The sequence below is a fragment of the Lactiplantibacillus sp. YT640 genome, from assembly GCF_049745435.1.
GTDB lineage: Bacteria > Bacillota > Bacilli > Lactobacillales > Lactobacillaceae > Lactiplantibacillus > Lactiplantibacillus plantarum.
This window is the reverse complement of sequence record NZ_JBMNVY010000004.1, coordinates 171,220-186,665: the sequence shown is the minus strand read 5'-3', so window position 1 is coordinate 186,665 and position 15,446 is coordinate 171,220. Positions and strand designations below refer to the sequence as shown.

At 46.3% G+C, this 15,446-nt stretch carries 14 protein-coding genes; 10 read left to right on the top strand and 4 right to left on the bottom strand.

Annotated features, from left to right (window positions below; all coding sequences use genetic code 11):
* The first annotated feature begins 83 nt into the window (after positions 1–83).
* The gene (locus ACOV1R_RS04955; protein WP_003640254.1) at positions 84–869 is read left to right on the top strand and encodes a phosphotransferase family protein; all 786 of its coding nucleotides are present in this window, start codon (positions 84–86) and stop codon (positions 867–869) included.
* An 85-nt stretch (positions 870–954) separates the two neighbouring features.
* Positions 955–1,599 (top strand): tRNA (guanosine(46)-N7)-methyltransferase TrmB, encoded by a 645-nt coding sequence (gene trmB / locus ACOV1R_RS04950; RefSeq protein ID WP_003644279.1) that lies wholly within the window; start codon positions 955–957, stop codon positions 1,597–1,599.
* A gap of 143 nt (positions 1,600–1,742) precedes the next feature.
* On the opposite strand, the gene ACOV1R_RS04945 is transcribed toward trmB, so the two are convergent.
* The gene (locus tag ACOV1R_RS04945) at positions 1,743–2,066 is read right to left on the bottom strand and encodes a PepSY domain-containing protein (RefSeq protein ID WP_003640256.1); all 324 of its coding nucleotides are present in this window, start codon (positions 2,064–2,066) and stop codon (positions 1,743–1,745) included.
* Positions 2,067–2,234: 168 nt separating this feature from the next.
* Here ACOV1R_RS04945 and ytpR point away from each other — a divergent pair, with 168 nt between their 5' ends.
* From ytpR to murC, 3 genes are all read left to right on the top strand, one after another.
* Positions 2,235–2,876 (top strand): YtpR family tRNA-binding protein, encoded by a 642-nt coding sequence (gene ytpR, locus ACOV1R_RS04940; RefSeq protein WP_003645201.1) that lies wholly within the window; start codon positions 2,235–2,237, stop codon positions 2,874–2,876.
* A 32-nt stretch (positions 2,877–2,908) separates the two neighbouring features.
* On the top strand, positions 2,909–5,803 hold the full coding sequence (locus ACOV1R_RS04935; protein WP_097558139.1) for a DNA translocase FtsK: 2,895 nt from the start codon (positions 2,909–2,911) through the stop codon (positions 5,801–5,803).
* A gap of 62 nt (positions 5,804–5,865) precedes the next feature.
* A complete protein-coding gene (murC, locus tag ACOV1R_RS04930; RefSeq protein ID WP_003640259.1) occupies positions 5,866–7,176 on the top strand; it encodes a UDP-N-acetylmuramate--L-alanine ligase in 1,311 nt (436 codons plus the stop codon).
* A gap of 288 nt (positions 7,177–7,464) precedes the next feature.
* Here murC and ACOV1R_RS04925 read toward each other — a convergent pair whose 3' ends face one another.
* The 3 genes from ACOV1R_RS04925 to ACOV1R_RS04915 are packed head-to-tail and all read right to left on the bottom strand — an operon-like array spanning position 7,465 to position 9,860.
* Complete coding sequence (locus ACOV1R_RS04925; protein ID WP_003640260.1) at positions 7,465–7,629, bottom strand: FeoB-associated Cys-rich membrane protein; 165 nt, start codon at positions 7,627–7,629, stop codon at positions 7,465–7,467.
* 16 nt (positions 7,630–7,645) lie between these two features.
* A complete protein-coding gene (gene feoB / locus ACOV1R_RS04920; RefSeq protein ID WP_003640261.1) occupies positions 7,646–9,634 on the bottom strand; it encodes a ferrous iron transport protein B in 1,989 nt (662 codons plus the stop codon).
* A gap of 1 nt (position 9,635) precedes the next feature.
* Complete coding sequence (locus ACOV1R_RS04915; RefSeq protein ID WP_003640262.1) at positions 9,636–9,860, bottom strand: FeoA family protein; 225 nt, start codon at positions 9,858–9,860, stop codon at positions 9,636–9,638.
* 255 nt (positions 9,861–10,115) lie between these two features.
* Between ACOV1R_RS04915 and sufC the strand changes: the two genes are divergently transcribed.
* From sufC to sufB, 5 genes are read left to right on the top strand one after another with little or no spacing between them, the layout of a single operon-like run.
* Positions 10,116–10,913 (top strand): Fe-S cluster assembly ATPase SufC, encoded by a 798-nt coding sequence (sufC, locus tag ACOV1R_RS04910; RefSeq protein WP_003640263.1) that lies wholly within the window; start codon positions 10,116–10,118, stop codon positions 10,911–10,913.
* 12 nt (positions 10,914–10,925) lie between these two features.
* Entirely contained in the window at positions 10,926–12,227 is a 1,302-nt protein-coding gene (gene sufD, locus ACOV1R_RS04905; RefSeq protein WP_003645199.1) for a Fe-S cluster assembly protein SufD, read from the top strand.
* Positions 12,211–13,449 carry a cysteine desulfurase gene (locus ACOV1R_RS04900; RefSeq protein WP_097558140.1) on the top strand — a complete coding sequence of 413 codons (1,239 nt, stop codon included), beginning with the start codon at positions 12,211–12,213 and terminating at the stop codon, positions 13,447–13,449. Before sufD ends, ACOV1R_RS04900 begins: the two co-directional genes overlap by 17 nt.
* Positions 13,436–13,903: a Fe-S cluster assembly sulfur transfer protein SufU gene (sufU, locus tag ACOV1R_RS04895; RefSeq protein WP_003640266.1), complete on the top strand. Its 468-nt coding sequence runs from the start codon at positions 13,436–13,438 to the stop codon at positions 13,901–13,903. Before ACOV1R_RS04900 ends, sufU begins: the two co-directional genes overlap by 14 nt.
* Positions 13,900–15,306, top strand: a complete 1,407-nt coding sequence (gene sufB, locus ACOV1R_RS04890) for a Fe-S cluster assembly protein SufB (protein ID WP_003640267.1) — start codon at positions 13,900–13,902, stop codon at positions 15,304–15,306. Before sufU ends, sufB begins: the two co-directional genes overlap by 4 nt.
* The last annotated feature ends 140 nt before the right edge of the window (positions 15,307–15,446 follow it).

Genomic DNA, 15,446 nt, shown 5'->3' with positions numbered 1-15,446 from the left:
GGATTCAACTTTCGTCTATAAAATGTGATTGTTAAGTCAAATAATAATGAGTCATTAAATAAATTTTGAGAGGAGTGGGGCTGATGGATTTCGAACTTGATGATGGCTGGGACGTTTACCCGATCTATGGGAATACGAATAAAGCTTTCATGGGCAAAAAAAATCACCAACGATTGTTCTTAAAGCGAAACGCCTCGCCGTTCCTAGCGGCGCTGTCGATGGAAGAAATTACCCCGCGATTAATCTGGACGAAGCGTATCTCGAGCGGGGATACGCTGACAGCCCAAGAGTGGTTGAATGGTCAAACTTTAACGAAGCAACAAATGCGGCTGCCTGAAGTGGCGCATTTATTGGCACGTGTGCACAATTCCGAGTTGCTTCACCGGATGTTAAGAAAAGTCGGTGGTCAGAGTGTCCGCCCACAAGACTTTATTCAGCAATACTTACAAGATTTACCAGATGATTTACGGCACCATCCGTTAATGGCCCGGGTTCTGGATGAATTAAGAGGAACCGCACCCACTTTACCGGCCACTGATTATCGCGTTTGTCACGGTGATCTTAACCACAAGAACTGGTTACTATCTGATCGCCAACAACTGTACTTGGTTGACTGGGATTCCGCAAGATTTGCGGATCCGGCGTCAGATATTAGTATGCTACTATGCGAATATGTCCCGTTAAGTGATTGGCAACAGTGGCTTAGTGAATACGGTGAGACTATGACGACCGCCTTACGGACGCGAGTGGTCTGGTATGCTAAGATTAATTTACTATTGAATATCAAAGATAATTATTATCGGAATCAGTACCATCAGATGAACCATGAAATTATCTTTTTAGAAGAATTATCGCAGTACGAAGTGTAACGACGAGCAACAAAATCGCCGCGAGTCCCAGATGGAATTCGCGGCGATTTTGTTGAGTAAGCAAATGAAGAAGGAGTCAATCAAGATGCGTGTCAGAAATAAACCGTGGGCGCCAAAGTTAATTGCCGCCCATCCCGAACTTATTACCGAAGATCCAACTCAGTTAAAAGGCCGCTGGCAAAGCCGTTTTGCCAAACCCCAGCCACTCCAGATTGAAGTGGGGAGTGGGAAGGGCCAGTTCATCATTGAAATGGCTAAGCGTCATCCTGAGATAAATTACGTTGCCATTGAAATTCAGACCTCGGTGATTGCGATTATTTTGAAAAAGCTAGTCGAGGCCCCGCTGCCTAACCTGCAATTGGCACATGCGGACGGTCAAGCGGTGACTGCCTTTTTCGAACCCCATGAAGTTGATCGCTTATATCTGAACTTCTCTGATCCGTGGCCGAAGTCGCGTCATGAAAAGCGGCGTTTGACCTACAAGTCGTTTTTGAGCAGTTACCGGGAAGTCTTAAAACCCAACGGTCAGATTGAATTTAAGACTGATAACCGGGGGCTATTCGAATTTTCATTAACGAGCATGAATAACTTTGGGATGCAATTTGAACAAGTTTGGTTAGACTTGCATGCGGTTGCCACACCTGAGGATAACGTCGAGACTGAATATGAACAGAAGTTCAGTGCGGCGGGCCCAATTTATAAGATTATTGCAACTTTCCCAGCAAAATAGACTGAATGAGAACAGCGAAACGCGTCGGCGATCGCTGTTTTTTAATTGAGTGTAATTGTCGGAAACATCAAAAATGAGCTTCCAGAATTTTAATTCCAGAAGCTCATTTTTGATTTTTGATGCGGATAGTCAATTGTGAGTTATTAAAGCCGGTAAATGTCTAAAATACTACCAGTATTTGCATCGGCCAAAAACTCGTACTGTACCAGCTGACCATCTTCATAGCGGGTAATGCCGCCATAGTAGACATCCGTGCGCAATGCGAACTTTTGTAATGGGGATTTTTTCATTTCAATCCACGAGCCTTCAATCGGTGCTTCCTTCAAAAACGCGCGCTTGACTTGGCTAAGAATTTGGTTAGGGGTGGGGCGGCGCAACCGCTTGAACAGGCCGCCAACGGAAAAGCCCCCGGCGATACCAGCCATCCCAACCGCTAACAAGCCGCCATATTGTAATTGTTTATTCATGATGTTGCGTCTCCTTTCAGCTAACTTGACTAGGAAATGTTTTATTTAAATTTAGTATACCAATGATTGACGAGAATACAAAGAAAAGTCATAATTAATCAGTATGATTTAAGTAAAATACGCTATAATAATATATTGAACGCTAAAATGAGAGTAAAGGGGTTTCACATGTTAATTACAAGTTATAATCCATCCGAATTAGGTGACACGTTAATCACCATTTTACGACCAGATGCGGCCACCCAAACGATTGAAACACATGCCAATGTGACGCGTATTAGCGATGCTGACAGTGGGGAAACCTTGGGCTATAATTTCTTTGACGTTTCCAAGACGTTAGGCGACTTAGATGCCAATGGTCAAGTTCACTTAACGGCCGAACAAGTTGAGCAATTAAATAATTTATTAAAAACCAATGATTTTGAACCTGAATTAGTTTTAGACACTGACCCTAAGTTTGTGGTCGGCTATGTGGAATCAGCCGAAGCACATCCAAAGTCTGATCATTTACAGATTACCAAGACGAATGTTGGTTTGGAACAACCACTTCAAATCGTGAGTGGTTCACCTAATATGCAGGCGAATATTTTAGTTGTTGTTGCCAAGGTCGGTGCAATGATGCCCAGTGGCTTAATTATTTGGCCGGGCGAATTACGGGGCGTTGAGAGTGATGGCATGATTGTTTCAGGCCGGGAATTACGATTACCGAACGCGCCACAACGGCCAGGAGCTTTGATTTTGCCCGCCGATTATCAGCCAGTGGGTGCGGCATTCGATTTTAAACGCGCTCAGACGTTATTTACCGCTTAATTTGCAGATATTAAAAACTAGGATGATTGAAAATGAACCATTATGATGGCCCGGCATTTTTCCGGAAATATCGATTTAACAAACCACAAGTGAATAATTCAGCGGCCAGTCAATCAACTCCTGTAGCGGCATCGGCTAGTCCACAATCGACTGCTGGTGCACCTAGTGCGACGCCAAAGCGGGCAGCCAGTCAAACTAGCGCCAAGCAGGTGACGAGTCAGGCAACTACTTCGAGTAGCAGTGCTGCAACTAGTGCGACCCTCTTTAACGGTGGCACCCATGGGACTTTTCACCCATCCCGGGTACCAGCCCAGCTTAGTGCGGCGCTGACAAATGGCGGTATCATTCAGGATCACGATGACCGTAATTATTTAGAAATTGAAGCGAGCTTGCATAAGCGGCCCGAGACCTTCTTATTGTTTGCGGATGCAGCAGCTAATGATTTACCGGCTGTTGATTTGCAACAACCGCTTTCTGATAGTGGGACGGACACGAGTCAAGTTGAACACCCGAGTGATTCGGCAGTTCTTAGTCAAGCGGAACGGAAGATGGCTTCAAGTGTTGACCCGACAACGGTAACTAGTCAGGCAGCATCGAGCGGGGCTGCTCAAACGGTCGTGGCTAACACGTCACAGACCGGCAGTGATTCCACGGTGTCCGCAGCTTCGGCGACGGTTGTGCGACCAACGGAAGTGTTTGAACCTACTACTCCTGAATTAGCTGTGTCGGCTGCGGCAATTAATACGCCTAAAACCGATGATTCAGTGGTAGTGACGGCTCCCACGGAAGTATTTGAGCCCACTGACCCAAGTTTAGCAGCGTCGGCAGCCGCCATAAATGCGCCTAGCGCGGTAAGTTCGGCAGTATCGGCAGGCCCCACGGAAGTATTTGAGCCCACTGACCCAAGCTTAGCAGCGTCGGCGGCCGCCGTAAATGCGCCTAGCGCGGCAAGTTCGGCAGTATCGGCAGGGCCGACAGAAGTGTTTGAACCAACTGATCCCGCGCTTGCTGAATCTGCTGCAACTGTTAATGCGGCTGCTGATCATGATAAAATAGAATCTGCTGCGACTAGTGCGACACCCAAGTCAGCACATGGGCTAGGACTATCCTTAGGGGATATTATGACCGCTGAGCACGATGCCCAGGCGGACTTAGCGTTATTTAAGGATCAGCCAACAACGGCGGCTTCTGCAGCACCACAGTCAAGTACTGCGCAGACTCGTTCACACGTTAACGAAGAACCTTATCAACCGGTTGGCATGCGGCCAACTAGCACAAGTCCTGCTGTGACGTCGGCAACGGCCACGCCAGTCAGCGTTGTGGCATCCACGGTACCTTTACAGGAAAGTGGGGGAGCGGCTAGTGTGACTATGGCACCGTCACAGGCGGCTACTTCTGCAGTTACAACTAGTCCCGCTTTGTCAGAGACATCTGCAGTGGCTTCACAACCTGAGTTAGTTCATAGTGGCGGTTCAGCGGCCCCCGTCCTTGAGGATAAAGAATTAGCGGCTTATCATTTGCCACCGCTGAATCTGTTGAAAGCACCGATCGTGGCTAATGAATCTGAGATGGATGATTGGATCGAGCAGAAGGCCAGTGCGTTAGATGAATCTCTGGACGCATTTGGTGTCAATGCCAACGTTGTCGATTGGACGATTGGGCCAACCGTGACTCAGTTCCAAGTAAAACCTGCTCGTGGCGTCAAGGTCAGCAAGATTACCAACTTAAATGATGATTTGAAATTGGCCTTGGCTGCAAAAGATATTCGAATTGAAGCGCCGATCCCTGGCCGTAATACGATTGGGATTGAAATTCCAAATGCGAAATCGCGGCCGGTGATGCTGTCTGAAGTTTTAGATTCTGACAAATTCCGCGACAGTAAGTCACCATTGACGGTCGCACTCGGTGTCGATTTATTCGGGCAACCACAAGTCACTGACCTGCGGAAGATGCCGCACGGTTTGATTGCGGGGGCTACGGGTTCTGGAAAATCAGTCTTCATCAATAGTATCCTGGTTTCGATTCTGTACAAAGCGAACCCACAACAAGTTAAATTGTTGTTAATTGATCCGAAGGCCGTAGAACTAGCACCATACAACGAGATTCCACATTTATTAGCACCCGTGATTTCAGAACCCAAAGCCGCTTCGGCAGCGCTGAAATGGGTCGTTGATGAAATGGACAACCGGTATGATAAACTTGCCGCTGGTGGTGCCCGGAACATTGAGCAATTCAACAAACTGGCCGACGAACATGACGAGCCGGCTCTAAAAATGCCGTATATCGTGATTGTAATCGACGAATTAGCTGATTTGATGATGGTTGCTTCTAGTGAGGTTCAGGATTACATTGCCAGAATCACCCAGAAAGCCCGTGCGGCAGGGATTCATTTACTAGTTGCGACCCAGCGGCCAAGTGTTGATGTGGTCACTGGTTTGATCAAGAATAATATCCCAACGCGGGTGGCCTTCATGGTTGCCAGCCAGATCGATTCGCGGACGATTCTGGACGCGAGTGGGGCGGAACGCCTGTTGGGACGCGGTGATATGTTGTATCTTGGCAACGGTCAACCCGCACCGATTCGGTTGCAGGGGACGTTCGTGGACAGTGAGATTGACAGTATCACTCAGTTTGTCCGTGATCAGGCAGCACCGCACTATGAATTTCAGCCAGACAGCCTAATGAAGCACGAGGAAGCAGCACGCAATGAAGATGACTTGATGCCTGAAGCATTGGCTTACATTGCCGATGAAGATACCATGTCAACATCGAAGTTGCAACGAAACTTCTCGATTGGCTATAATCGGGCGGCCAATATTATTGATGATTTGGAAAGTCGCGGCTACGTTTCAGCAGCTAAGGGTTCCAAACCACGAGATGTTTATTTCACGGCAGCAGATTTAACTAAATTACAAGCCAATTCATAATTAAAAATAAAGCGATTCACCTCATGATTGATGAATTGTGAATATGGGAGATTATTAGCATAATGGATAAAGCAACGGTTTATTATTTTGTTGGGATCAAGGGCTCTGGGATGAGCTCACTAGCCTTGATTTTACATGACAAGGGTTACCAAGTTGAAGGCTCAGATATTGAACAATATACGTTTACGCAAAAAGGTCTAGCTGCAGCTGGCATTAAGATGCTACCGTTTTCCGAAGATAACATTCGCGAAGGCCTCACAGTGATTGCGGGGAACTCATTTACTGATGACCATCCTGAAATCAAAAAGGCGCGTGAAATGGGGTTGCCCGTTTATCGTTATCATGAATTTCTTGGAAAATTAATGGAAGGCTTCACGAGTATTGGTGTGGCCGGGACTCACGGGAAGACGTCGACAACTGGTTTGTTGTCCCACGTTTTGAGTCATATTGCTCCCACCAGTTACTTGATTGGTGATGGGACCGGTAAAGGCACCCCTGACGCGCGTTTCTTCGTTTTTGAAGCGGATGAATATCGGCGGCACTTCGTTGCTTACCATCCCGATTATGCCATCATGACGAACGTTGACTTTGACCATCCTGATTACTACAAGGATTTAGCTGACGTTCAATCCGCTTTCCAACAATTTGGCAATCAAGTGAAGAAGGGCATCTTTGCTTGGGGTGACGATGAAAGTTTACGACACCTCGATGTTGATACCCCAATTTACTATTACGGGACGAATGACCGTGACGACTTTCAAGCGGTTAATATCAAACGAACGACTAAGGGGTCTTCATTTGAAGTGAAGTATCACGATGAATCGTTAGGGGAATTTGAAATCCCATTGTTTGGTGAACACAATGTCTTAAACAGCACGGCTGTCATTGCGGTTTCTTACTTTGAAAAGGTGAACTTGGACGAAATTCGGCGGGAACTCCTCGACTTTAGTGGGGTTAAACGACGTTTCTCAGAACATCAAGTTGGCGATATGGTCATGATCGACGACTACGCACATCATCCATCAGAAATTAAAGCAACATTGGATGCTGCACGCCAAAAGTATCCGGATAAGGAAATCTTGGCCGTATTCCAACCACATACGTTCTCACGGACGAAAGCATTGATGGATGGCTTTGCAGCCAGCTTAAGCAAGGCAGATCACGTCTTTTTGACCAATATCTTCAGTTCTGCCCGTGAAAAATCTGGTGATGTTTCCTCCAAAGACTTAGCTGCTAAGTTACCCAATGGTGGTGAAATTATCACGACCGATGACATGTCTGCTTTAACGGCTTACCACAATGCCGTCGCTGTCTTTATGGGTGCTGGTGACATTCAAAAGTACGAAAAAATTTATGAAGACCAAATGAAATAATTTTTAAAAAAGCGGCCCCAGCAGGGCCGCTTTTTTAGTCTGTCTTTAAATTGATTTAGCGTAAACCGGCGTTAGCATCCAAGATGAAACCCTATGAGAGATGTTAGATTATTGCTAGACAACAGTTGTGCGACCTATTTTGACCTTACAAGTTTTAATGGAACTTATGCAGTCGATAAATAAAGCACCAATGAGGATAATTCACTAGAATCTCCGTCATTGGTGTTTTATTAGTGTGTATGATTTCTAAGGATTAACCACGTGGTTAGTGAGGCAGGTGCAGTAGTCTTAGTTTTGTTGCTTCTGGGCTTTGTTTAACATTTTCTTAGCTTCACAATCATAGTCGCAGGCCGCACATTTGCCCTTTTTAGCACGTTTGACCACGCGATAAATCTGATAGCCAGCAGCCCCAATAATTAGTGCGATAATTAAGAAATTAACGAATAATGCCATGTGAATCAAACTCCTTTCAGATAAATAATTGACCAACTTGGTAAATGACGAAGGCCAAGGTGTAAGCAATGACCAAACTCGAGCAGACGGCGTAAACAGCCCACTTGGTCGATCCAGTCTCGGACTTGATGGTCCCAATCGTGGCGAAGCACGGGACATATAGCAAGATGAAGACGAGCATCGCGTATGCGGATAACGGTGTGAAAAAGCGCCCCATCATGGCAATCAAGCCGGCCTGATTTGCGCTGTGGAACATTACCATCATACTAGAGCTGATGACTTCTTTGGCTAGAATCCCAGTAAAGAGGGCTGAGATAACTTGCCAAGCAGTCACACCGAGTGGCGCGAACAGCGGTAATAGTGTTTTGCCAAGTGTCGCGGCAAAGCTGTTGTCGATGTCGCTGACTAAGCCGCTAGTACCGAATGAGGAAAGTAACCAAATCAAGACCGTACCGGCAAAAATGATAGTACCTGCCTTTTTGATGAACCCTTTACCCTTATCCCAGGTGCCACGCCAAATAATGTCAGCCCGGGGAATATGATACTGTGGTAACTCAACGATGAAGACGGAACTATCATCGACGTTGAAAATCAGTTGATAAAATTTAGCCATACCGAGGGCGACCGCAATGCCAAGAAAGTAAATCGACAAGACAATTAGGGCCTGATTTTTCGGGAAAAAAGCGGCCACAAATAGGCTGTAGATTGGCAGACGGGCGGAGCAACTCATAAATGGGGAAATCAGCGTTGTAATTAAGCGTTCTTTAGGTTGTTCAATTGTCCGGGCGGCCATAATACCAGTGACGTTGCATCCAAATCCAATAATTAGGGGGATAAATGCCTTCCCGTTGAGTCCAATCATCTGCATCAAGCGGTCCGTAACTAGTGCTGCTCGTGCCATGTAACCTGAATCTTCCAAGATTGAAATACAGGCAAACAAGACAAAAATTTGGGGAATAAAGACGAGCACGCCACCGACCCCTGCAATTAGGCCGTTAACAATCAGTGAGCGCAAGACCGGGATGGCTCCAGCCATGGTCAACCAGTGACTCACGGTGGTGGATAGTGGTCCGGAGACGAAGCTATCTAACAAATCTGACAGGGGCGTGCCGACCCAATCAAAGGATAATTTGAACATCAAGTAGAAGATTCCCACGAAGACGGGTAGCCCTAAGAACGGATTGGTGACCCACTTGTCGATTTTAGCAGTCATCTCGACGTGGCTGGTGCTTGCCAAGTTTTGACTAGCGCTGGCTAAGGTTTGCTCAATAAAGTCTAGTCGGGTTTGGAAGATCTGCTCGTCGAATTTTTGAGCGTCGTAATAAGCGGCTTGACTAGTGAGTGGTGTCAATCCCATGTGTTTCGCGTAGGCTCGAATTGGCTTATTTTGATTAATAAATTGAATCGTCAGCCACCGTGCGAAGTCTGCTGTCAAATCAAATTTTTTGATGAGCTGTTGGCTAGCCTGACGAATGGCTTGCTCAATCATGAAAGGATAGTTGAGTTTGAGCGGTGTCGCGGCCGGATGGGGACCTGCCAATAAGTCTTCGCGTAGCTGATGCAGCCCTTCTTTATTGCGGGCGTTAGTCGCTTTGATCTGACAGCCAAGTTGTTCAGCTAGCGTGTCAAAATCATAATAATGGCCCGTCCGTTTGAGGTCATCAATCATGTTGAGTGCGATAATCACCGGTGCGCCAAATTCCAACACTTCGATCGACAGTAGTAAGTTACGCTTGAGCTGACTCGCGTTGGTCACGTTCAGAATTAGATCAGGGTGGTTATGTAGCAGATAGTTGGTGACGACTGCTTCATCTTTGGTGATTGGATTAAGTGAATAGACTCCGGGTAAATCGACCATTTCAACTTCAGAGTGCCGAATCCGGCCCATCTTCTTCTCAACGGTCACGCCGGTCCAGTTACCGACGTACGCGTATTTATCCGTCAGTTCATTGAATAGCGTGGTCTTACCAGTATTGGGATTTCCGAGCAATGCAACCGTCGTCATCTTAATGGCCTCCAATCAACGTTTGAAATACGGTGTACCGAATCCCAATCCGTTGTTGATCAATCTGAACAATTACTGGTCCGTGAAACGGATAGTAGCGGACAACGGCCAGCGGACTGCCGACATGTAGCCCTAAGCTGTGCAATCGTTGAACGGTCTGATTATCCAAACCTGTGAATTGTTGAATATGTAGTTGTGATGTATTAGTAACGGATTGACTTAGCATAAGGCTCAGTCCTTTCTGAATATTCCAATAGTGAATAATTCATCAAAAATATTATACCTACATCATAGCATGAAAGGGCTTTTATTAATATGGGGAAAAGCCTTATTTTCTTTTGAAATGAAAACGGTTATACTCTAAGTATAGAATACAAAAAGGCCGATGTTACGCTATTTTTGTTGAAGCCGTTGACTAATCATTATATACGGAAGGAATAACGGCTTGGGTAATAAATTCAATTGTTGGAGGATGATTTAAATGGCAACCTTGGAAGTTAAAGATTTACACGTTGAAGTGACGGATGATGAGCAAAAAAAGTCTCGTGAGATTTTAAAAGGCGTCAATTTATCTATGAAAACTGGTGAAATTCATGCCATTATGGGACCAAATGGGACTGGTAAGTCCACTTTATCACAAACTATTATGGGCCAACCGGCTTATCACGTTACTCAGGGTGATATCTTGTTGAACGGCGAAAGTATCGTAAACATGCCAGTTGATGAACGTGCACGTAAGGGACTCTTCCTCGGCATGCAGTATCCAGCTGAAATTCAAGGGGTCACCAACGCTGAATTTTTACGGGCAGCAATGAACGCACGTCGACCAGCTGATGATCAAATCTCAGTGATGGCCTTTCTTAAAGAACTCGACAAGAACTTGGCACTACTTAATATGAGCGAATCCATGACGGAACGTTACCTAAACGAAGGTTTCTCCGGTGGTGAAAAGAAGCGTAACGAAATTTTGCAATTATTGATGATCAAGCCATCATTCGCCTTATTGGACGAAATTGATTCCGGGCTTGATATCGATGCGTTACAAGTGGTTTCTAAGGGTGTTAATTCGATGCGGGGCGATAATTTCGGCTCATTGATTATCACGCATTATCAACGGCTGTTAAACTACATTGTGCCCGATGTCGTTCACGTGATGATGGGTGGTCGAATCGTGAAGACTGGTAACGCCGACTTAGCAAAGACCCTTGAAAAAGAAGGTTATGCTGGTTTACGTGACGATTTGAACATTGATGTCAAACTTGTTGACGACGAAGATTAGGGGGTGGCAGTAATGGAAGCAACTGCTGATTATGAAACTATCAAAACAACGCTAGCTGCGGCTGCTAACGAACATGGTGAACCGCACTGGCTCGTTGAACGCCGTTTAGCGGCTTTAGATGCGATGCAAGGCCTAGCGGTTCCCAAAGCTGATCGCTTTAGTATTCGCGACTGGCCACTGACGCCCACCGACCAACCACTAAAGTTCAGTCGTTCGGATCGAACTTTAGCAACTGATGTAACGGCTGAAGCTGGTCATATCCAAATCGTACAAGTTGGGCAGACAACGGTGACCGTCAATTTGCCTGATGAACTAGATGATCAGGGTGTCATTTTGACCGATATGTTCACGGCTTTTCGCGAACATCCACAGCTAACTGAAAAACATTTTATGGGCAAAGTCGTCAAAACTGACGAGGACCGGTTGACCAGCTACCATACCGCGTTTTTGAACGCCGGGGTCTTCCTATATGTTCCTAAAGGGGTTACTGTCAAAGAACCAATTGAGATCACCACGATTCAGGATAGTACCCGAGTGCAACCGTTAATTAGTCACGTCTTGATTGTGGCTGAACAAGACAGTCATTTCGCAGTAACTCAGCACCTGACAACGAAGGGTGACGTCGATAATATCGCCAACTGTGTTGTAGAAATTTTGGCACGGGCTGACAGTGAAGTGCATTTTTCAGCGTTCGATGAACTCGGGGCCAACACGACTGCTTATTTGAATCGGCGGGCCGCGATCAGTCGGGGAGCCAAAGTCGATTGGGCTATCGGGATGATGAATAACGGTAACACTTTCGGGGACTTTGACTCGGAACTGATCGGTGAGGGCGCCAAATCCGATGCCAAGGTCATCACAGTGACGACCAAGGCCCAGGATGTCTGTGTTAATACGCGGGTCACTAACCGTGGTAAGAAGACTGACGGCAATATCGTACAACGTGGGGTCATTATGGAAAAGTCTAACCTGATTTTTAACGGAATCGGTCACATTATTCACGGGGCCTCCGGTGCACATGCTGAACAGGAAAATCGGGTTTTGATGATGTCTGATGATGCCCATGGTGACGCGAACCCGATTCTATTGATCGATGAAAATGACGTGTTAGCTGGACATGCAGCAAGTGTTGGTCAAATTGATCAAAATCAAATGTACTATTTGATGAGTCGCGGGATTGATAAACCACAGGCCCAACGGTTGGTTATTCGGGGCTTCTTAAGTACCGTGATTGGTGCGATCCCATCGAAGACTGTCCGGACTCGCTTAACGAACACGATTGAAAGGAAGCTTGAAGATGGCATCCAATTTTGAGACGTTACGGTCAGATTTTCCCATTCTAAACCAACAAGTGAATGATGAACGACTTGTCTACCTGGATAATGCGGCGACTGCGCAGCGCCCCAACCAAGTCGTGGATGCGCTCGTTCACTTTTATCAACACGATAATGCCAATGTTCATCGCGGTGTGCACACCTTAGCAGAGCGGGCCACTAGTCAATACGAAGCTGCGCGCGCCAAGGTGCAACGGTTCATCAATGCTGCAAAAACGGATGAAATCGTCTTCACCAAAGGGACGACGGATAGTCTCAATCTGATTGCCAGTACTTATGGCGAAGCCAATATTCAAGCGGGTGATGAGATCGTCATTTCCATTATGGAGCATCATAGTAATTTAATTCCGTGGCAACAGTTAGCATTGCGTAAGCACGCCACCTTGAAATATATTGAGTTAACGGCGACTGGTGAATTGGACATGGCCGATGCTGCCAACAAGATTACGGATCGAACAAAAATTGTTTCAGTGACCCATGCTAGTAATGTATTGGGAACGGTCAATCCAATCAAGGCGTTAGCACGATTGGCGCATCAACACGGTGCCGTGATGATTGCGGATGGGGCGCAAGCAGCCCCTCATATGCCGGTCGATGTCCAGGCACTCGATGTTGATTTTTACGCATTTTCAGGGCATAAAATGCTAGGACCAACCGGTATTGGCGTTCTATATGGTCGTGAGAATTTATTAGCTACGATGCCACCGTATCAATTTGGTGGTGAGATGATTGGCTTTGTTCACCGTGATGACAGTACCTGGGCGGAACTACCGTGGAAGTTTGAAGCGGGCACTCAGAACATTGCCGGTGCGCTCGGCTTGGGCGCGGCGGTTGATTATTTGACGCAACTCGGTATGGATCAAGTTCAGCAACACGAACAGCAATTAGTCAATTACTTATTGCCTAAGTTGATTGCAATGCCTGGTGTCACGGTCTACGGTCCCCAAGATCCCCAACATCATACGGGCGTCATCGCCTTTAATATCGACGGTTTGCACCCGCACGACGCGGCTACCGCGTTGGATATGGAAGGTGTCGCCGTTCGCGCGGGTCATCACTGTGCACAACCCCTGATGGCAGCGCTCGGCTTAGTAGCAACTGCACGGGCTAGTTTTTACATTTACAATACACAAGCGGACGCTGATCAATTATTAACGTCACTCCAAGCAACAAAGGAGTTTTTCGAACATGGGACTGTCTAAATTAAGTGGCTTATATCGCGAAGTGATTTTAGATCATGGTGATCATCCGCATCATAAAAATGCGTTGCCAAACGCAACACATGCCATTACGTTGAAAAATCCAACTTGTGGCGACGTCATCAATTTGGCTATTCAATTGGATGCGCATGATCAAATCGAAGATATTGGATTTACGGGTGAGGGCTGTACCATCAGTCAAGCATCGGCCAGTATGATGACGGATGCGGTGATGGGTAAGTCGAAAGAACAGGCATTGGCAATGGCTAAGACATTTTCGGATATGGCGATTGGCAAGCAACACCCGCAGGCCGATATGGATGCCTTAGAAGACGCCGCAATTTTATCGAATATTATGCAATTTCCGGCACGAATCAAATGTGCCACGCTAGCTTGGTGGGCTTTGCAACGGGCATTGCTTGCTGAAAATGGCAATGAGGAGGAATCAGAAGTATGAGTGAAGTACCTGACGTGGTCAAAAATGACCGTGATTATGAATATGGATTTCATGACGATGTCAAACCAGCATATTCAACTGGGCGAGGATTAACGGAAGCCACGGTGCGCGAAATTTCCGCGGCAAAACATGAGCCACAATGGATGTTGGATTATCGGTTAAATGCCTATCATGAGTATTTAAAGATGCCGATGCCTAAGTTTGGCCCGGATCTCACGAAACTCGACTTGAAGGACATGCTGTATTATCAGAAGATGACCGATAAAAAGTTCCGTGACTGGAAAGAAGTCCCAGCTGACTTGAAGCGGACGTTCGACCGGTTAGGTGTGCCTGAAGCTGAACGGAAATACTTAGCCGGTTCATCGGCGCAGTATGAATCTGAAGTCGTTTATCACAATATGCGTAAAGATTTTGAAAAGTTAGGTATTATTTTTACCGATACCGATACGGCGCTTCACGATTATCCAGAACTGTTCAAGAAGTGGTTTGGGAAACTCGTCAAACCAACCGATAACAAGTTTGCGGCTTTAAACGCGGCGGTCTGGTCAGGTGGGTCCTTCATTTACGTGCCTAAGGGTGTCCAGACGAAGACGCCAATTCAGTCATATTTCCGGTTAAATGCTGAAAACTCGGGTCAGTTTGAGCGGACTTTGATTATCGTGGAAGATGGTGCCAGTGTCGACTATGTCGAAGGGTGTACGGCCCCTAATTATTCTTCAGATAGTTTGCACGCGGCCGTTGTTGAAGTCAATGTTGAGCCCAACGCTTACTGCCGTTATACAACGATTCAAAACTGGTCTGACAATGTTTATAGCCTGGAAACTAAGCGAGCTGCAGCGGCCGAAAATGCCACGATGGAATGGGTCGATGGGAATTTAGGTTCGAAGGTTACGATGAAGTACCCAAGCGTTTATTTGAATGGGGAAGGTGCCCGCGGGACCATGTTATCGATCGCGGTTGCCAGCAATGGCATCCACCAAGATTCTGGTGCTCGGATGATTCATAATGCTAAGAATACCTCCAGTTCGATTGTTTCGAAGTCCATCGCTAAGACTGGTGGTGCGACTGATTACCGTGGAACCGTGCGTTTTGCCAAGCATTCAGACGGTTCCAAAGCGCATGTTGAGTGTGATACGATCATCATGGATGACCAGTCGTCTTCCAACACGATTCCGTATAATGAAATCGACAGTGCTAACGTCGCGATGGAACACGAAGCTAAGGTGTCCAAAATCTCAGAAGAACAGCTCTACTACTTGATGAGCCGAGGGATTTCAGAAGCTAAGGCAACCGAAATGATTATCATGGGATTCGTAGAACCATTTACGAAGCAATTACCGATGGAATATGCTGTTGAATTAAACCGGTTAATCAGCTTTGAGATGGAAGGTTCAATCGGGTAGTAAGGGGGATTGGTTAAGCTGATGTTAAAATAAAACTTGAGTGGCATGCGAGATTGCGATTCGAGTTTTTTGGTTAAATGATTGTTGATGAATGTTAGCCATTATAATCGTGCCAGCTAGGATGGTTGATAATTGTAGTA